Here is a 17,005-nt window from a genome sequence, read left to right as displayed (position 1 = left end):
GCGATCTCGACTTCCCTGCACCAGAGCACCGTGAACGGCGCGCCATCGCCCGCCGCGCCCGGTACGCGCTACACCATCCTCGACCGCAAGGCACAGCGCCTGTCGCATTACCTGGCGCACTGGGAAGCGCTGCTGGCGCTGCTGCTGGTGGCCGTGTTCATCGGCAACAGTGTGCTGCTGCCAAACTTTTTCGACGCCTACAACCTGGCCGACAGCACTTTCAATTTCAGCGAAAAAGCGCTGATTGCGCTGCCGATGGCCTTGCTGATCATTTGCCGCGAAATCGACATTTCCGTCTCGGGCACCTTGGCGCTGTCGTCGGTGGCGATGGGTTTTGCGCACCACCACGGCGTGCCGCCGGAAGGCCTGCTGTTTGTCGCGCTGGCCATGGGCGCCGTTTGCGGCAGTCTGAACGGCGTGCTGGTGACGCGCTTTGCCCTGCCGTCCATCGTCGTGACGATCGGCACGGTGGCGCTGTTTCGCGGCCTGGCCAGCGTGATCCTCGGCGACCAGGCCTATACCGGCTATCCGCCACTTCTGGTCGACTGGGGCCAGGGCTATTTCTTCGACATCCTCCCGCGTCCCTTCGTGATATTGCTGGTGTTTGCCGTGCTGTTTGCCGTGCTGCTGCACGCGACCAGCTGGGGCCGGCGCATCTTTGCCATCGGCAGCAATCCGATGGCCGCGCGCTTCTCGGGCGTGGCGGTGGACCGCTACCGCTTTGCGCTGTTCGTGCTGACGGGCACCATGGCCGGCCTGGCCGCCTGGCTGCTGACGGGACGCATCGGCAGCACGCGGCCGAATATCGCCATGGGCTGGGAACTGGAAGTGATCACCATGGTCATCCTCGGCGGCGTCAGCATCGCCGGCGGCAAGGGCAGCATCGGCGGCGTACTGCTGGCCGTGCTGCTGCTGGGCATGGTGACCTATGGCCTGGCACTGCTCAATATTCCTGGCGTCATCATGACGATTGTGGTCGGCATCTTGCTGTTGATCACAATTGCCCTGCCGCGCCTGCTGAACCGCAAACCGACGAAAAAATAACCATGGAACACATCGCTTTCAGGATGCAGCTCAAGCCGGGGCCGGCCATCGCCGCCGAATATCAACGCCGCCACGACGCCATCTGGCCCGAACTGGCCAGCTTACTGCACGACTCGGGCGTGCGCGACTACAGCATCTTTCTCGATGCAGGTACGGGCGCGCTGTTTGCCGTGCTGCGCCGCATCGACGGCCACGCGATGGAGGCGCTGCCGCAGCATCCGGTAATGCGCCGCTGGTGGGATTACATGGCCGACCTGATGGACACGCGGCCCGATGCGTCGCCCGTCGTCGTGCCCCTGGCTCGCGTTTTTCATCTCGCCTGAGGACATGACGTGACCGACAACGCCACCGTGGTACTCGATATCGGCAAGACCAATGCCAAGCTGACCTTGCTGGACGCCACCGGCGCCATCCTGGCCGAACAGCGCTGCCCAAACAGCATCGTGCACGCGGGACCGTATCCGCACCACGATACGGAACGCCTGTGGGACTGGCTGCAGACCATGCTGGCCGTGTTTGCGCGCCAGGCCCGCATCACTGCCATCGTGCCCGTCACGCATGGCGCCACGGCGGCCCTGGTCGACGACGAAGGGCTGGTGCTGCCCATCCTCGACTATGAGTCCAGCTTGCCGCAAGCGCTGGCAGTCGAGTATGCGGCGCTGCGTCCCGCGTTTGCCGACAGCCTGTCGCCACGACTGCCGTGCGGGCTGAACCTGGGTTTGCAGCTGTACTGGCTGGCCAGAACATATCCGGAGCAATTTGCCCGCGCGCGCCATATTCTGACCTACCCGCAATACTGGGCCTGGCGTTTATCGGGCGTGGCGGCCGGCGAAGTGACCTCGCTGGGTTGCCATACGGATTTGTGGCAACCGCGGCAAGGAACGTATTCCTCGCTGGTGCAGCAGATGGAATGGACGCATCTGTTTCCACCGCTGCGGCCGGCGTGGACCGCGCTGGGGCCGGTGCTGGCCCACGCCTTGCCGCCCGCGTGCCAGGTGCTGTGCGGCATCCACGACAGCAATGCCTCGCTGCTGCGCTATCTGGATGCGCGAGCAAACGGCGAGCCGCGCACGGTATTGTCGACCGGCACCTGGGCGATCGCCGCCGCGTTTGGCGCGCCTCTCGAGCAGCTCGATGAAACGGCCGACATGCTGGCCAATGTCAATGCGCTGGGCCAGCCCGTCGCCTGCATGCGCTTCATGGGAGGACGCGAATTTTCGGTGCTGGCCGGCGAGCAGCCGCAAGCGTGCGATGCGGCCGACATCGCGCGGCTGGTCGGGCAAGGCACCGTGGCGCTGCCGTGCTTTGCCGAGTCGGGCGGGCCGTTCGTGGGGCAGGCGGGGCGCATCGCCGGGCCAGCGCCGCGCAACGCGCAGGAACGGTATGCGCTGGCCACCTTGTATTGCGCGCTGATGAGCGACTATTGCCTCGACGCCCTCGACGCACGAGGGCCGGTCACGGTGGAAGGCAGTTTTACGGACAACCGGCATTTTTCGTCCTTGCTGGCGGCCTTGCGGCCAGGCCAGGACGTGGCCGTGTCGCAGGACGCCAGTGGCACCACGTGTGGCGGCTGGATGCTGCATCGCTGGGGCGAGGTGCCGACGATGGCGGCAACGGTGATGCCGGCGCTGGCCGTGGGCGGCTTGCTTGCTTATCGTGAACAATGGCGGGCACTGCTGACACAATAAATCAACGGGCAAAAAAATGCCCTGTCCGCAGACAGGGCAACCCGGAGTAAAGTACAGCGCGAGGCGTTACCGCGCGGGAATTAACCGGCGGCTTTGACTTTCAGCTCGTTCTTGATTTCTTTCACGCCGCTCACGGAAGCGACGATCTGCACGACGCGGTCACCCGCTTCGGCGCTCGGCACGTCGCCCGACAGGACGACCACACCTTGCTGGGTTGCTACCTTGACTGGCAGGGCAGCGGCTTGCGCATCGGCGCTCAGGGCGGCCTTGGCCGAGGAAGTGATGGTTTCATCAGGGACGGCTGCGGCAGCGTTGGCGGCCACGACGGTGTCAGCAGGAGCTTGTGCTTTTGGTGCGGAGTCAGCGGCATGCGAAGCGGTGATCGAGGCGCCCGACAGTACGATAGCGGCAACCAGGGTATTGAACAGTTTCGATGTTTGCATGGTAGTTCCTCTCAATGAAGTTAAAAGCTTCTTACTTGGATAAAGCAACACTTTGAAGCGTCACATCTACCCATACAGCAAGCGCCGTGCCAGCTTTTAAATTTCATTTAAAATCAATAACTTACATTCCATCTCAATTTTTTCAGCCCGTTTCGCGGCGATCTGGCCCGAAAAACGGGGCTTTTTGTCGCCTGGCGGCGACAGCTTGTGGCAAGACCGTCAATGTTTTACGCCAAGCCTTTGATTTTCCACGCTTTATTTTTGTCGCTATTCAGCGACAGGGTCGCCATCGCCCCGGAACAGGGCCGGCGTCAGCTCGTATTTCTGTAATAAGCGGTAGAACTCCGTGCGGTTGCGGTCGGCCAGGCGGGCCGCGTCGGCCACGTTGCCATCCGTCAGGCGCAGCAGCTGAATCAGATAATCGCGCTCGAAGCGCTGCTTGGCTTCGTTATAGCTGAGCGCTTCCAGCGACGGCACGCGCAGGGCCCGCTGCACCAGCGACAAGGGCACCAGCGGCGCCGTCGCCAGCGCGCACACTTGCTCAACGACATTGACCAGCTGGCGCACATTGCCGGGCCAAGGAGCGGCCACCAGCGCAGTCAATGCATCAGGCGCGAAACCATTCAAGGGTTTTTGATACTTGGCCGCCAGCTTCTGCAAGAAATGGTTCGCCAGCAGAGAAATATCTTCGCGGCGCTCGGCCAGCGGCGGCAGGGTCAAGGTCACGACATTCAGGCGGTAATACAGGTCTTCGCGAAATTGCCCCTCGGTCATCGCCACGTCCAGATCGCGGTGGGTCGCCGACAGCAAGCGCACATCCACCGGACGCGTCTGGTCGGCACCGACGGGGCGCACGGCCCGCTCCTGCAGCACCCTCAGCAGTTTTACCTGCAGCGGCAAGGGCATGTCGCCGATCTCATCCAAAAACAGGGTGCCGCCATCGGCCGCCTGGAACAAGCCTTCGCGGTTGCCGACGGCGCCCGTAAACGATCCCTTCACGTGGCCGAACAATTCCGACTCCAGCAGCTGCTCGGGAATGGCGCCGCAGTTGACGGCGATAAACGGCGCCTTGGCGCGGCGGCTGGCATTGTGCAGGGCGCGCGCCAGCAACTCCTTGCCCGTGCCGCTGGGGCCGCGAATCAGGATGCTGGCATCGGACCCGGCCACCAGCTTGGCTTCGGCCAGCAATTCGGCCATCTGCGAACTACGGCTGATCAGCTCGGCACGCCAGCTCTCGTCGCCGGACGCTTGCGCCGGCATGACGGTGGACAAGTTGATGGCATACGCCACTTTTTCCATCAGCAGCTTGCCGTCGAACGGTTTCGTCAGATACGCAAACGCGCCACGCGCCGTCGCGTCGACGGCGTCGGGAATCGTGCCATGCGCCGTCAAGAGAATCACGGGCAAGGCCGCATGCTGGCGGCGGATTTCATCGAACAGGGCCAGGCCGTCGCGGCCCGGCAATTGCACGTCGGTAATGACCAGGGCCGGCAATTCCACGGCCAGGCGCGCCAGCGCCGCTTCCGCGCTGCCCACGGCCGTCACGCGATAGTTGCCCGCCTTCAGGCGGATGGTCAGCAGGCGCAGCAGGTCGGGATCGTCGTCGACCAATAAAATGTGGGCGTGTTCGCTCATTTCGGCGCTCCCGCGGCAGGGCGCACGGACAGGCTGCGCTCGATATTCTTTAACGCTTCGAGTTTTTCATTGAGCAAGTCGTTGCGGCGCTGGGCGTCGCGTAGCTGCGTGTTGAGCTTGTCTATGCTCTCTTCCTGGCGGCGCAGTTCCGCATACTGGCTGCCCAGCAATTGCGCCAGCGGCGCCAGCAGTTGCGCATCCTTGCCCGTGGCCGTCAGCAATGGTTCCAGCAGCGCCTGCGCGCGGGCCAGGTCGCCGGGACCGCGCAAGGCCGCTTGCAGCATGGCACGGCGTAGCGTGTTCTGCGGCGCATGGTCGGCTTTCGCCAGGTCCAGCTGCGCTTTTACCAGTTCCGACGGCGTCATCAGGCGCAAGACGCTTTGATACGCGAGCAGTTCGGTCAGCTGGGGATCGGCTACCACCACCACGCGCGGCGGCGTTTGCACCAGCACGGGCGTCTGGATGGGGGGCTTGGCGGCGCAAGCGCCCAACAGCAATGCGCAGGCGACCATGGCGGTCAGGGAAATTCTCGTCATCATAAAGGCAGTTCTATCCGAAAATGCGCGCCAGCGGGGCGCGGTAAAAGAGTGACGCTGCCATCGTGGGCGGCAATATATTCGCGCACGATGGACAGGCCGATGCCATTGCCGTTGCGCGCGCCGGCCGCCTGGCGCACTCCCTGGTAAAACGGTTCAAAAATACGCGCGGCATCCTCGGGCGCCACGCCGGCGCCCTCGTCGATGCAATCGATACGCACGCGGCCGCCTTCGCAAGACAGGGTGAAACGCACGGTGCCGCCTTCCGGGCTGAAGCGCACGGCATTCGACAGCAAATTCGCCAGGGCCGTCGCCAGCTTGTCGCGGTCGGCCTGCACGATCAGGGATTCGCCCTGCACCTCGACCGTCAAACGGCGGGCCAGCCATTGCAGGCGTTGCCCGGCCACCACATCTTGCAGCAAGACCAACAAATCGACCTTGCTGTGCGCCAAGTGCTGGGCGTCAAAAGCGGCGGTATTGTAGCGCAGCAAGTCCTCGATCTGGGTTTGCAAGGACGCCGTGTTTTGCTGCAAGATGCCGGCAATCTCGCGCTGACTGTCGCTGAGCTTGCCTGCCACCTCGTCTTCCAGCAAGGCCACGCCTTCGCGCAGGGCCGCCAGCGGGGTTTTCAGCTCATGCGATATATGACGCAGAAAACGTTCCTTGTCGGCATCGAGGTCGGCCAGGCGCTGGCGCAGCCAGTCCAGCTGCTGGCCCAGGCGGCGCGTGTCGGCCGGGCCGCCGACGACGATGGGCTGGTCGTAGCGCTTGTCGCCCAGGCGCTCGATGGCCGTCTTGATGCGGCGCAGCGGGCGCGACAATAAAAAGCCGAAGCAGGTGGCCAGCACGGCCGCCAGCAGCACTGCGCCGCCCACCAGCACACCCAGGAGGCGGCGCTGGCGTTCCAGCTCGGCCAGCAGGGCGTCGTTGCGGCTGCCGATTTCCGTCTTGCTTTCGCGCGCCAGGCTGTCATTGATCTGCGCCATGCGGGCAAACGCGCGGTATACGACGGCGTGACCATCGCGCTTGCGGCGCTTGCCCGCCTGTAAAACTTCCCAGGCCGATTGCGCCTGCACCGTCCATTCGTCGGCCAGCTGGGGAGCGAACTCGGGCGTGGCACGGTTCAGTACTTGCAGCGCCGCCGTCGCTTCGTCGCGGGCCGCCGCGAAGCGCTCGCGGAACACGGGATCATCGAGCACGAGGAACTGGCGCGCGCTGCGCTCCATGGCCAGGGTGCGCTCGGACAGGCGCTGCGACTGTTCCGTCAGGGCAATCGCCTGCGCCGCCGTCTCGCGCCCCAGCCGCGCCAGATGTTCCAGGGTCAGCAAGGCTTGCACAGAGGTGGCCGTCAAAATGCCCGTCGTCAAAATGAAGGCGGCAAATAACAGTTGGCGAAAGGAAAGTCGAGACAAGGTAGGCGCCTTCGGTTCAGTCTGGAGAGTAAAAGGCGCATGGTACGCTAAGCCTCCATCGCGGGGCGCCAGCTGTCAAAAATAGCCTATTTGGCAACCTTGTTGCTTTTGCGTCCCACAAGCAAGCGTCGGCGGCGGCGCGCAGATACTCCTAGTACAATAGGGAAAAACTTCATACAGGCATCAAAGTGGCCCCGGCCCTGGCATTACGCCGCTTTGCCCCCACATGTGATGCAGCCCCACCGACACTCCGAATCACCTACCGCAGAGATCCCATACCGCATGAGCACATTTGAAAAAGTCAGCAGCAACTTCATTCCAGTCTTGCAGGCAACCATTGAGCAATATGTCGAGCCAGCAACGGGCATGCGCCATATCCACATGCATACCGAGCAGGCTGAGATGGTGTTCCTGGTGGCCTTTCCCACTGTGCCCGAAGTGAGCGACGGGCGCGCCCACATCCTGGAACACCTGGCCTTGTGCGGCTCGTCGCGCTACCCGGTGCGCGACCCCTTCTTCTCGATGCTGCGCCGCTCGACGGCCACGTTCATGAATGCAATGACCTATGCGGACCGCACCGTATACCCGTTCGCCAGCACCGACCGCAAGGATTTCTTCAACCTGCTCGACGTCTACCTTGACGCGGCCTTCTTCCCGAACCTCGATTACCTGAATTTCCGCCAGGAAGGCTGGCGCCATGCGTTCGAAGGCGACAAGCTCGTGTACCAGGGCATCGTCTTCAATGAAATGAAGGGCGCTTTCAACAGCCCCATGCGCGCGCTCGACAGCGGCATCGCCAGCGCCTTGCTCAAGGGCACGACGTATGAAGTGGAATCGGGCGGCGATCCGCTCGACATCCCCGAGCTGACGCATGAAATGCTGAAAGAATTCCACGCCAGCCACTATCACCCTTCGCAAGCCGTGATCATGACCGCCGGCAATATCGAAGCGTCGGCCGTGCAGGAACAAGTCGCCGAGCGCGTGCTGTCCAAGCTCAGCGGTTTCTCCGAACGCCGCCTGCCGCAACTGGCGCCCGCCTGGACCGCGCCGCAGGAAAATATTGTGAAAATTCCGTCGCAGGAAGCGCGCGACGATGAGTTCGGCCTGCAATTCGCCTGGCTGATGGGCGAGTCGAGCGACCCCATCGCCTACTACCACGCGCATCTGCTGTCGCACGGCTTACTGGGCGAATCGTCGGCGCCCGTCATGCGCGCCATGGAATCGGCCGGCTATGGCCGTCCATCGGACATGAATGGCCGCGATGCGGGCATCCGCCAGATGGTATTCCACATCGGCATGGAAGGTTTAACCAAAGAACAGATCGCCGATGCGCACCAGCGCATCTGGACGGCCCTGGAAGAGACGGCGGAAGAGGGCATTCCCGCCGCCGTGCTGCATGCGGCCTTGCGCGACATCAAATATAGCCAGCGCGAAATCAGCAGCGGCCGCATGCCTTACGGCCTGGGCCGCCTGCTGCACGCCTTGCCGCTGGCCATGTATGGCGGCGACGTGATGGACGCGTTCGACAATGCGGCCATTCTGGAAACATTGGAACAGCAGATCGAGGACCCGGAATTCTTCAAGCAGCTGGTGCGCGAGCTGATCGCCAATCCGACCCGCCTGACGACGCATGTGGTGCCTGACAGCGCCTACTTCACGGCCCGCGCCGCCCAGGAAGACGCCAAGCTGGCGGCCCTGCAAGCGCGCCTGACGGATGCCGAGCGCGAACACATCATGGCCGAGTCCGCCGCGCTGGAAGCGCATCAGCAGCTGCCGTCGAATTCCGAAGTCTTGCCGCGCATCCGCCCTGGCGACGTCAGCGCCTTGCCGCGCCCGGCCCTGCCGATTCCAGCCGCCGTCGACGGCGCCGTGGCGTTCAGCATCGCCTCGAACGGCATCAGCTATGCCAACGTGCTGTACGACGTGTCGAGCCTGCCGGAAGCGTCGTGGCCATGGCTGCGTTTGTACACGGACCTGGCGCCGGAACTGGGCGTGGGCGACATGTCGTTCGACGACGCCAGCGCCTGGCGCCAGAGCATGGTGCCCTCGTTCCACATCGGCCTGGAAGCGATTCCCCGCCCGCAACAGGCGATGCGCGTGGAACTGTCGTTCTCGGCCAGCGGCTTGCGCGAAGAACATGCGGCGATCGCCGCCGTGCTGTCGGCCTGGATCGCCAAGCCACGCTTCGATGAAGAAGAGCGCCTGGCTTTCCTGATCGAAAGCCTGGTGCAAGACAAACTCTCCAGCCTGGCCGAGTCCGGCAACCGCTACGCCATGCTGGCCTCGGCAGCTCCCCTGTCGCCTACGCGCCGTTTCGACGACATCGTCGGCGGCCCGGCAGCGCTGCCGTTCTACCGCCGTTTGCAGCAGCTGAGCAAGACATCGGCAGGCTTGCAGGAAATCGCGCGCGAACTCGACACCCTGCACGCGCACATCATCGCCCAGCAGCCGACCGTGCTGTGCGCCGGCCTGGAGCAGGATGGCATCACCCTGGCCCGCTTGCTGGAATTGCCGGCAGCCAGCACAGATGCCGCCGCACCGGCAGAAACCGTCGCACCGGCAGCTTTGCCGCTGGCCAACACGGCCCTGCATGCGACAAGCCAGATCAACCATTGCTTCGTTTCCTGGGCCGTACCGGGCGTGCATAATCCGGACGCTTCGGCCCTGGCCGTCGCCGCCGAACTGATGACCAACCAGGTGCTGCATACGGCCCTGCGCGAAAAAGGCGGGGCGTATGGCGGCAGCGCCAGCTACGCGGCCGGCGCCGGCACGTTCACGCTCAGTTCCTACCGCGATCCGCGCCTGGCCGGCACGTTCGCCGACTTCGGCACGACCCTCGATCAGATCCTCGACGGCGATTTCTCGCAGGAACAAGTGGAAGAGGCCATCATTTGCGTCATCAAGGGCCTCGACAAGCCGCACTCGCCATACGCGGAAGCGCTGACGGCGTGGAACATGCAGCAGCGTGGCACGACGGAAGCCGTGCGCCAGCAATTCCGCACCGGCGTGCTCAATTGCACCCTGGCGCAGATCAAGGAAGTCACGCGCACCTGGCTGAAAAACGGCCAGCCTAGCCGCGCCGCGTTTGCGGGCAACACGACGCAAGACCTGGCCGGACTGGAAGTGGTGGATTTGCTGGCGCTGGCTTCCTGAGAAACTTGCCGCAAATCGAGTAGGTCGGATTAGCGTGGCGAAGCCGCGCGTAATCCGACACCACCACCGGCCAACGATATTGTCGGATTACGCGACGTTCCGCCGCTAATCCGACCTACGCTGCTACTGCGGTATTGCGCTCGGCTCCATGAACATCAATTCCCACTGATGCCCATCAGGATCCTGGAAACTATGTCCATACATGAAGCCGAAATCCATCGGCTCCTTGTAGATGCTGCCGCCCGCCTGGACGGCCTTCGCCACCAGCGCATCGACTTCGCCGCGGCTCTCGGCCGACAGACACACGAGCACTTCCGTCGCCACCTTGGTGTCACACAGCTGCTTGGGCGTGAATTGCTTGAATTTGTCGTGCGTCAACAGCATGACGAAAATGTCGTCGGCGACGATCATGCACGTCGCCGTTTCATCCGTGAAATGGGCATTGAAACTGAAGCCCAGCGCCGTGAAAAACGCGACGGAGCGTTCCAGCGACTGGACAGGCAGATTGACAAAGATTTTGCGGGCCATCATGTCTCCTTGTGGGTCGTATGAATATGTGCTGCCCGCCGATTCTACACCGGCTGTTCAGCCCTTCACGCGCGCCACGGTCTTCGGCGCGTAGCCGAAATAGCGGCTGAACGCGGCGCTGAAATTGGCCGGGTGGCGATAACCGGTTTGCCAGCCCGCCTGCGCCACTTGGCAACCATTTTCCAGCAATAACTTTGCCCGCTGCATGCGCAGCGCCAGCAGGGTGCGCTGCGGGCTGTCGTTGTAGCGGTAGCGCCATCCCTGCTTGAGCTTGAACAAGCTCAGTCCCGCTTGCGCACACAGGTAATCGAGCGTGAGTTCCTGCGCCATCTGTTCCTGCATCAGCGCGTGGACGCGTTCCAGTCTGGCGATATCGGCCTCGGACCAGCGCGGCACGGGAGAGGGCGCCGGCCGCAGTGCCCGCAGCTGTTCCGCCAACAGGCTGAGCACGCCGATATGCACGTCCAGCGGGTCCGTCGCGCGCAGCAGCGAGCGCGCGTGCAGGGCGCTGTTGCGCGTCGTGGCCGCATGCGCCAGCTGGCGCGCGCCGCCGTCGGGCAGCAGGGACGCCAGGCCTTCCGGCCAGTAGCGCGCCAGCGCCTCTTCCCCCACCAGCACGCGCAACTGCGCCGCCCGCTGATTCGCCTCGAAACGGCGCTCGCCGCTTGTGTGGCGAAACGCCGTCACCGTCGTATGGCCGCCCCGGAAACGCAATTGTTCGCCATCGCGCGTGACGTAGCCGGACGCGCCTTCCAGGCCGATGGTGATCACCATGCCGCCCGCATCGTCATGCTTCGATTGCTCGACGAGCGCCAGCCGTGGGTGGTAATCGGAGTGCACGAGCAGCAAGCCCTGATCGACCTGGCGCTGGTCGGCGCGGCACTCTTTCAACCCCGGGTCCAGCTGGCGCCGCGTCCAGCCTGCCGCGTCCCTGTCCTGTTCCATCATCGCTCCTTCCGTCCTTTCGCGCCGTCGCGCATACGAAATGCGCCGCGCCGCATACAAATGCAAATGATAATTATTCTCATTTTTGCATAAAATAGGCCTACACGCCCATCTCGTCGAAAGGAACTTTCATGTTATTCACATCACAGCATGCCTTGCAGCCTTACTGGGACCTGGCCGTCGCGCCCGTACAGGCGGACGGGCTGGCCGCCGCCCTGGAACTGGGCATTTTCGATGTGCTGGCCACGCCGCACACGCCGGCGCAGCTGGCCGACACCCTGTCGTTGCATGCGCCGCACACGGCGCTGCTGCTGGAACTGCTCTGGAGCATGCAGGTGCTGGAGCGCGACGGGGCCGCTGCGGATGCTGAGGCAGACACACAACGCTACCGCTGCACGGCCAGCACCTTGCAGTATTTCTGCCGCAACTCCGTGGCCTTCTGCGGCGACGCCTGGCTGTACCGGCTGCATGCGCTGCGCCACTTCGCCACGCAGTTACCTGCCCTCGTGCGCGACGGCGGCAAGGCGGCGCCCTACAACACGGCGAACGGGGTCAACTGGGCCGCCGCCGCACAGCAGCAAATCGGCCAGGAACAACGCGCCGTCACCATGCGCGCGGCCCTGGCCGTGATGCAGCGCATCGCCCCGTTTGCGGGCGGCAACACGCCCTTGCGCCTGCTCGACGTGGGTGGCGGCCCGGGCTGGGTTGCCATTGCGCTGGCGCAAGCCCATGCGGGTTTGCACGGTTGCGTTTTCGACTGGCCGGAAACGGTGGCCGTGGCGGCCGCCAACATCGCCCATGCGCAACTATCCGACCGTCTGGAGACGGTGGGCGGCGATCTGGGCTGCGACGACATCGGCAGCGGCTACGACCTGATCTGGTGCTCGTCCGTGCTGCATTTCGTGCCCGACCTGGCGGCGGCCTTGCGCAAGATGCAGACGGCGTTAAAACCCGGTGGCGTGCTCGTCTGCGTACAGGCGGAAATCGCCCCGGCACCAGGCGACGCGGCGCGCGTGCTGCCGTACTACTTGCCGATGCGCATGCTGGGCCGCACGGTGACACGGCTGGGAGAATTGGCGCAGCTGCTGCGCGACACAGGCTGGCGGCAAGTGGAGCAGTACGGCGCCAGCGATTTTCCCATGGCGCCCGTACAAGTGCTGATTGCTCGTGCCTAAAAATTACCATTTAGAAATTATCTTTTTTATAGCAAAAAGGGACGCAAATGCGCTAAGCTGTGCCGGCATTGATCGATGTCATCCGCAGCACTCTGCTGCCTCCACAGGGAATCCATCATGAGTCTAAATATCGCAGGGAAAGTCGTCGTCATCACCGGTGCCAGCAGCGGCCTGGGAGAAGCCACCGCGCGCCATCTGGCCGCACTGGGCGCCAGCGTCGTGCTTGGTGCGCGGCGCATGGATTTGCTCACCATCATCGCCGAGGAAATCACGGCGGCCGGCGGTCAGGCCGCCATCGCCCAGACCGACGTGACCCAGGCGGGCGACCTGACGCGTTTGATCGACACGGCGCTGGCCGTGTTCGGCAAGGTCGACGTGCTGATCAACAATGCGGGGTTGATGGCCATCGCGCCGATGAGCGCCTTGCAGGTCGACGAATGGAATAACATGATCGATATCAACATCAAAGGCGTACTGAACGGCATCGCCGCCGTGCTGCCGCATTTCCAGGCGCAAAACAGCGGCCACTTCATCAATATCTCGTCGGTGGCGGGACAAAAAGTCTTCAGCCCGGGCGGTACCGTCTACAGCGGCACCAAGTTTGCCGTCAGCGCCATTTCGGAAGGCTTGCGCCATGAGCTGGCGGCCAGCGGCGGTACCATCCGTACCACCGTCATTTCACCGGGCGCCGTGGACACGCCACTGAGCGAGGGCAGCAGCCATGCCGAGAGCGCCAAGGCCGTCAAGGAGTTCTACGAGATTGCCATTCCCGCCGCTTCAGTGGCGCGCGCCATCGCGTATGCGATCGAGCAGCCAGCCGACGTGAGCATCAATGAAATCGTGCTGCGCCCGACGGCGCAGGCGTTTTAAACGGAATCTTGCTGCAGCGACTCGATGATCAGGCTGGCCAGGCGCTCGACAGGCGGCCTGGACACGCTGGACGCACGCAGCAGTTCCAACGACAGCGGGGGCAGGGCGGGCAAGCCGGCCGCCACGTGATCGAGCGCACGCACGCTTGAGGGCAAGCCCAGGCCCGTGCGCACCGTCACGCCCAGTCCGGCTGCTGCTGCCGCCCACAGTCCTGCCAGGCTGGGACTGGTAAACGCCGTGCGCCAGGCGATGCCGGCATGGTCCAGCGCCTGCGTGGCGCAGCGCTGGAACAGGCATTCGCGGTCAAACGCAATGAGCGGCAACGGCTCGCCCGACTCGGGCCGCCAGGCCAGGCTGGACGAGGCGATCCAGCGCATGGCCGGTTCGGCAATATGCTGGCGCTGCTGCTGCGGATATTCGGCCACGTCGGCGATGCCGGCGCCGCCCCACAGCAGGGCCAGGTCCAGCTGCCCCATGGCCAGGCCTTCCATCAAGGCCGTGTTGCGCGCCACGTGCGCCTCGATGCGCACTTTCGGATGCGCGCGGGCAAAGCGCCCCAGCACATCGGGCAGCAAGGCTTCGCCAAAATCCTCCTGCAAACCCAGCCTGATCCAGCCTTCCAGTTCCGCGCCGCGCAAGGCGACAGCCGCCTCGTCGTTGAGTTCCAGCAAACGGCGCGCATAGCCGAGCAAGACTTCGCCGGCCGGGGTCAGCGCCAGTCCCCTTCCATCCTTGCGGAACAGGGGCATGCCCGCCTGCTCCTCGAGTTTTTTCAGCTGCGCGCTGACGGCCGAGGTGGAGCGGCCCACCTTGTCCGCCGCGCGGGCAAAACTGCCCAGCTCGATGCCAGCCACATAGCTGCGCAGAAAGGCGATATCGAAATTAAGCAGGCTCATGGTGCAGATGCAATCGTCCGTTTTTATGGGATGGTTCAATGAAAATTATCTGATATTCAGAACGATCGTACTGCGCAACACTGTCAGGGTCAACCACTTACTCTCCACGCCATGAGCACCAATTGCCAAGCTGTTCCTGTTCCTGTCCCCGCCACCACGCCCGCGCTGGGCGACGCCCACCGCTGGAAAGTGCTGGCCGTCGGCGTGGCGGCCAATGCCAGCTTTTCCGCCGCCGCCAACGGCATGCCCACCACGGCCATCTGGCTGCGCAGCGGCTATCACCTGAGCAATACTGAACTGGGGGTGGCGCTGGGCGCCATGGGCCTGGGCGTGGCCTTGAGCGAATTGCCCTGGGGCATGGCCACCGACCGCTGGGGGGACCGCCCCGTGCTGCTGACCGGCTTGCTGGGCACCATGCTGGCACTATTGACCTTGCTGCTGTGGATCACGCCCGCCGGCGGTTCCGTGCCGCCGCTGTGGGCGCTGGCGGCCGGGCTGGCGGCCGGGCTGGCCCTGGTCGGCGTGCTGGGCGGCAGCGTGAATGGCGCCAGCGGCCGCGCCGTGATGCGATGGTTCGGCGCCGGCGAACGGGGTTTCGCCATGAGCATCCGCCAGACGGCCGTGCCGCTGGGCGGCGGCCTTGGCGCCCTCGTCCTGCCCAGCCTGGCATCGCGCTATGGCTTCATGCCCGTGTTTGGCGCCCTGGCCCTCGTATGCGCCCTGTCGGCGTTTTTTACGTGGCGCTGGATGCATGAGCCCGATTTCTCTGCCGAGACCGCCACAGGCCTGCAAAACGCGTCCAAAGGCCCGTTGAAAGACCAAGCAACGTTGCCCCTGAAGAATCGCAGAGTCTGGCGCATGGTGGCCGCCATCGGCTTGCTGTGCGTGCCGCAGTTTGCCGTGCTCAGCTATGCCACCGTGTTCCTGCACGATGACGGCCACCTGGGCTTGGCGGGAATCACGTCCGTGATGGTGGCCCTGCAGGCGGGCGCCATGGTGATGCGCATCTGGAGCGGACGCCACACGGACCGCCACGCGAACCGGCCCGCCTACCTGCGCGGTTCGGCCCTGGTGGCGCTGGCCACGTTCGTGCTGCTGGGCATGGCCGCCGCATGCGATGCGCCGGGCTGGCTGTTGATGGCCGCCGTGGTGGTGGCCGGCATCGCCGTGTCCGCCTGGCATGGCGTGGCCTACACGGAGCTGGCCACGGAAGCGGGCGGCGCCAACGCGGGCACCGCCCTGGGCATGGCGAACACGGCCGTCTACGTCGGCTTGTTCCTCACGCCGATTGCCATCCCGCATTTGCTGGCGGCGAGCAACTGGCCCGTCGTGTGGTGGCTGGCGGGACTGGTGGCGCTGCTGGCCCGCCCGCTGTTTCCGAAAGCCTAGGGCAGCGCCCTGATCCGGTACACGCAGCGCATGGCGTTGGCCAGCACGTGCTGCTCGCGCACGATGCTGGCGTTCGGTCCCACCACTTCCTGGAACAGCTGCAATTCCGAGCGGCAAAAACCCTGGCAGGTGCGCGCGGCGGCGCAGATGGGGCAATGGTCTTCGATCAGCAGCCAGTCGTCGCCGTCTTCTTCCACGCGCGCCATATAGCCCTCTTCATCGCGCACGGCCGCCAGTTGCCGCAGGCGCGTGGGCAAGTCCGGCGCCGAGCACGCCAGCGCATACGCGCCGCGGCTTTCCTCTTCGCGCTGGGTGATGAGTTTATCCAGGCCCGCCTCGCCGAACAACTGGCGCACGGAACCGATCAGCTTGATCGTCAGCTGCGCATGCGTGTCGGGAAAGCGCGCATTGCCCGCTTCCGTCAAGACCCAGTTCTGGCGCGGCCGGCCCGCGCCCGCCTGCGCTTCCTGGCGTCCCTCGATCAAGCCCGCCGCCACCAGCTTTTGCACTTGCTGGCGCGCCGCCTCGCCCGTCATGTCCAGGGTCTTGGCCAGGGTTGCCGTGGAGACGGGTCCCTTGGTCTTGATGAAATACAGGATGCGCTCCGTCGTTTGCGGCGCCTCGCTATTATCCAAACGTTTACTTGTGTAATTCATTTCACTCAACTATCATGGGCTCAGTTAACCAACTAATTGCTTGCATAATAGGCCGGTAGCTCCCCGCTGTCGAGGAGTTTCCACGTCCGCATGCCGGCAAGACACTCTTTGGACGGGAATCACCATGCAGCTGCAGCACTCCATCTGGCTGTTTCACGCCATCCTCGCCACCGGCCTGGCCACCTGGCTCAGCCTGGCCGCCATCAACAACCTGCACGCCTTCCACGGTTCCGTCTGGGCCATCGGCAACACCATGCGCATGGACCCGCTGCGCCAGGACCCGACCATCCAGACGCCGCTGCTGCGCCGCGCGCTCACGTCCTTAACCCTGCACCGGCTGGCGCTAGGTGTGGTGCTGGCCTTGCAGCTGCTGGCCGCCATCGCCGCCTGGACGGGGGTGACGCTGTTTGCCGGCGGCGGCCTTACCGCTGCCTTGCCCTGGCTGAACCTGGCCCTGTGCGCCATGGCCGCTTTTTTGCTGCTGATGCACCTGGGCGGCCTGTGGTTCGGTTACTGGATCGCGCAGGAAAGCTTGCAGACGACGCACCTGGTGTTGCTGTTGTGGACCCTGGCGCTGTTTTTCACCTTCAACGCGCAGCGGACCTGATCAGCCTTCGCTGCGCCTCTTCTTCCCA

At 64.3% G+C, this 17,005-nt stretch carries 16 protein-coding genes; 8 read left to right on the top strand and 8 right to left on the bottom strand.

Annotation, left to right across the window (positions count from 1 at the left end):
* Positions 1–3 precede the first annotated feature (3 nt).
* From GYK42_RS02380 to GYK42_RS02370, 3 genes are read left to right on the top strand one after another with little or no spacing between them, the layout of a single operon-like run.
* On the top strand, positions 4–1,044 hold the full coding sequence (locus GYK42_RS02380) for an ABC transporter permease (protein WP_346768048.1): 1,041 nt from the start codon (positions 4–6) through the stop codon (positions 1,042–1,044).
* Positions 1,045–1,046: 2 nt separating this feature from the next.
* Entirely contained in the window at positions 1,047–1,367 is a 321-nt protein-coding gene (locus tag GYK42_RS02375) for an L-rhamnose mutarotase (RefSeq protein ID WP_166446159.1), read from the top strand.
* Positions 1,368–1,376: 9 nt separating this feature from the next.
* Positions 1,377–2,732 carry an FGGY family carbohydrate kinase gene (locus GYK42_RS02370; protein WP_166446158.1) on the top strand — a complete coding sequence of 452 codons (1,356 nt, stop codon included), beginning with the start codon at positions 1,377–1,379 and terminating at the stop codon, positions 2,730–2,732.
* An 80-nt stretch (positions 2,733–2,812) separates the two neighbouring features.
* On the opposite strand, the gene GYK42_RS02365 is transcribed toward GYK42_RS02370, so the two are convergent.
* From GYK42_RS02365 to GYK42_RS02350, 4 genes are all read right to left on the bottom strand, one after another.
* Positions 2,813–3,175, bottom strand: coding sequence for a BON domain-containing protein (locus GYK42_RS02365; RefSeq protein WP_034752546.1), 363 nt, complete (start codon positions 3,173–3,175; stop codon positions 2,813–2,815).
* A 267-nt stretch (positions 3,176–3,442) separates the two neighbouring features.
* Entirely contained in the window at positions 3,443–4,810 is a 1,368-nt protein-coding gene (locus GYK42_RS02360; protein ID WP_046681794.1) for a sigma 54-interacting transcriptional regulator, read from the bottom strand.
* Positions 4,807–5,349, bottom strand: a complete 543-nt coding sequence (locus GYK42_RS02355) for a hypothetical protein (RefSeq protein WP_240943384.1) — start codon at positions 5,347–5,349, stop codon at positions 4,807–4,809. Before GYK42_RS02355 ends, GYK42_RS02360 begins: the two co-directional genes overlap by 4 nt.
* Positions 5,346–6,758: a HAMP domain-containing sensor histidine kinase gene (locus GYK42_RS02350; RefSeq protein ID WP_166446157.1), complete on the bottom strand. Its 1,413-nt coding sequence runs from the start codon at positions 6,756–6,758 to the stop codon at positions 5,346–5,348. Before GYK42_RS02350 ends, GYK42_RS02355 begins: the two co-directional genes overlap by 4 nt.
* A gap of 282 nt (positions 6,759–7,040) precedes the next feature.
* On the opposite strand from GYK42_RS02350, the gene GYK42_RS02345 reads away from it, so the two are divergent.
* Positions 7,041–9,911, top strand: coding sequence for an insulinase family protein (locus GYK42_RS02345; protein ID WP_166446156.1), 2,871 nt, complete (start codon positions 7,041–7,043; stop codon positions 9,909–9,911).
* A 123-nt stretch (positions 9,912–10,034) separates the two neighbouring features.
* On the opposite strand, the gene GYK42_RS02340 is transcribed toward GYK42_RS02345, so the two are convergent.
* Positions 10,035–10,439 (bottom strand): VOC family protein, encoded by a 405-nt coding sequence (locus GYK42_RS02340; protein WP_166446249.1) that lies wholly within the window; start codon positions 10,437–10,439, stop codon positions 10,035–10,037.
* A 57-nt stretch (positions 10,440–10,496) separates the two neighbouring features.
* On the bottom strand, positions 10,497–11,384 hold the full coding sequence (locus GYK42_RS02335; RefSeq protein WP_240943383.1) for a helix-turn-helix transcriptional regulator: 888 nt from the start codon (positions 11,382–11,384) through the stop codon (positions 10,497–10,499).
* 131 nt (positions 11,385–11,515) lie between these two features.
* Here GYK42_RS02335 and GYK42_RS02330 point away from each other — a divergent pair, with 131 nt between their 5' ends.
* Together GYK42_RS02330 and GYK42_RS02325 are read left to right on the top strand one after the other, a co-directional pair.
* Positions 11,516–12,559 (top strand): methyltransferase domain-containing protein, encoded by a 1,044-nt coding sequence (locus tag GYK42_RS02330; RefSeq protein WP_166446154.1) that lies wholly within the window; start codon positions 11,516–11,518, stop codon positions 12,557–12,559.
* Between the two features lie 117 nt (positions 12,560–12,676).
* Entirely contained in the window at positions 12,677–13,429 is a 753-nt protein-coding gene (locus GYK42_RS02325; protein ID WP_166446153.1) for an SDR family oxidoreductase, read from the top strand.
* Here GYK42_RS02325 and GYK42_RS02320 read toward each other — a convergent pair.
* Positions 13,426–14,325, bottom strand: a complete 900-nt coding sequence (locus GYK42_RS02320) for a LysR substrate-binding domain-containing protein (RefSeq protein ID WP_166446152.1) — start codon at positions 14,323–14,325, stop codon at positions 13,426–13,428. The genes GYK42_RS02325 and GYK42_RS02320 overlap by 4 nt on opposite strands.
* Positions 14,326–14,436: 111 nt before the next feature.
* Here GYK42_RS02320 and GYK42_RS02315 point away from each other — a divergent pair, with 111 nt between their 5' ends.
* Positions 14,437–15,714, top strand: coding sequence for an MFS transporter (locus tag GYK42_RS02315; RefSeq protein ID WP_166446151.1), 1,278 nt, complete (start codon positions 14,437–14,439; stop codon positions 15,712–15,714).
* Here GYK42_RS02315 and GYK42_RS02310 read toward each other — a convergent pair.
* Entirely contained in the window at positions 15,711–16,370 is a 660-nt protein-coding gene (locus GYK42_RS02310; protein ID WP_166446150.1) for a helix-turn-helix transcriptional regulator, read from the bottom strand. The two genes, GYK42_RS02315 and GYK42_RS02310, sit on opposite strands and share 4 nt — an antisense overlap.
* Before the next feature lie 124 nt (positions 16,371–16,494).
* On the opposite strand from GYK42_RS02310, the gene GYK42_RS02305 reads away from it, so the two are divergent.
* Positions 16,495–16,977, top strand: a complete 483-nt coding sequence (locus GYK42_RS02305; protein ID WP_166446149.1) for a DUF2165 family protein — start codon at positions 16,495–16,497, stop codon at positions 16,975–16,977.
* The last annotated feature ends 28 nt before the right edge of the window (positions 16,978–17,005 follow it).

Source organism: Janthinobacterium lividum (assembly GCF_011601275.1).
Taxonomy (GTDB): domain Bacteria; phylum Pseudomonadota; class Gammaproteobacteria; order Burkholderiales; family Burkholderiaceae_D; genus Janthinobacterium; species Janthinobacterium lividum_E.
Note: the sequence above shows the minus strand (reverse complement) of the source record. Positions and strands in the feature narration are given on the sequence as shown.

Excerpts from the sequence above, each read along its gene's own strand:
- GYK42_RS02325 (WP_166446153.1), top strand. The coding sequence starts at position 12,677 with ATGAGTCTAAATATCGCAGGGAAAGTCGTCGTCATCACCGGTGCCAGC.
- GYK42_RS02365 (WP_034752546.1), bottom strand. The coding sequence starts at position 3,175 with ATGCAAACATCGAAACTGTTCAATACCCTGGTTGCCGCTATCGTACTG.
- GYK42_RS02335 (WP_240943383.1), bottom strand. The coding sequence starts at position 11,384 with ATGGAACAGGACAGGGACGCGGCAGGCTGGACGCGGCGCCAGCTGGAC.
- GYK42_RS02320 (WP_166446152.1), bottom strand. The coding sequence starts at position 14,325 with ATGAGCCTGCTTAATTTCGATATCGCCTTTCTGCGCAGCTATGTGGCT.
- GYK42_RS02340 (WP_166446249.1), bottom strand. The coding sequence starts at position 10,439 with ATGGCCCGCAAAATCTTTGTCAATCTGCCTGTCCAGTCGCTGGAACGC.
- GYK42_RS02360 (WP_046681794.1), bottom strand. The coding sequence starts at position 4,810 with ATGAGCGAACACGCCCACATTTTATTGGTCGACGACGATCCCGACCTG.
- GYK42_RS02375 (WP_166446159.1), top strand. The coding sequence starts at position 1,047 with ATGGAACACATCGCTTTCAGGATGCAGCTCAAGCCGGGGCCGGCCATC.
- GYK42_RS02345 (WP_166446156.1), top strand. The coding sequence starts at position 7,041 with ATGAGCACATTTGAAAAAGTCAGCAGCAACTTCATTCCAGTCTTGCAG.
- GYK42_RS02310 (WP_166446150.1), bottom strand. The coding sequence starts at position 16,370 with ATGAATTACACAAGTAAACGTTTGGATAATAGCGAGGCGCCGCAAACG.
- GYK42_RS02305 (WP_166446149.1), top strand. The coding sequence starts at position 16,495 with ATGCAGCTGCAGCACTCCATCTGGCTGTTTCACGCCATCCTCGCCACC.
- GYK42_RS02330 (WP_166446154.1), top strand. The coding sequence starts at position 11,516 with ATGTTATTCACATCACAGCATGCCTTGCAGCCTTACTGGGACCTGGCC.
- GYK42_RS02355 (WP_240943384.1), bottom strand. The coding sequence starts at position 5,349 with ATGATGACGAGAATTTCCCTGACCGCCATGGTCGCCTGCGCATTGCTG.
- GYK42_RS02315 (WP_166446151.1), top strand. The coding sequence starts at position 14,437 with ATGAGCACCAATTGCCAAGCTGTTCCTGTTCCTGTCCCCGCCACCACG.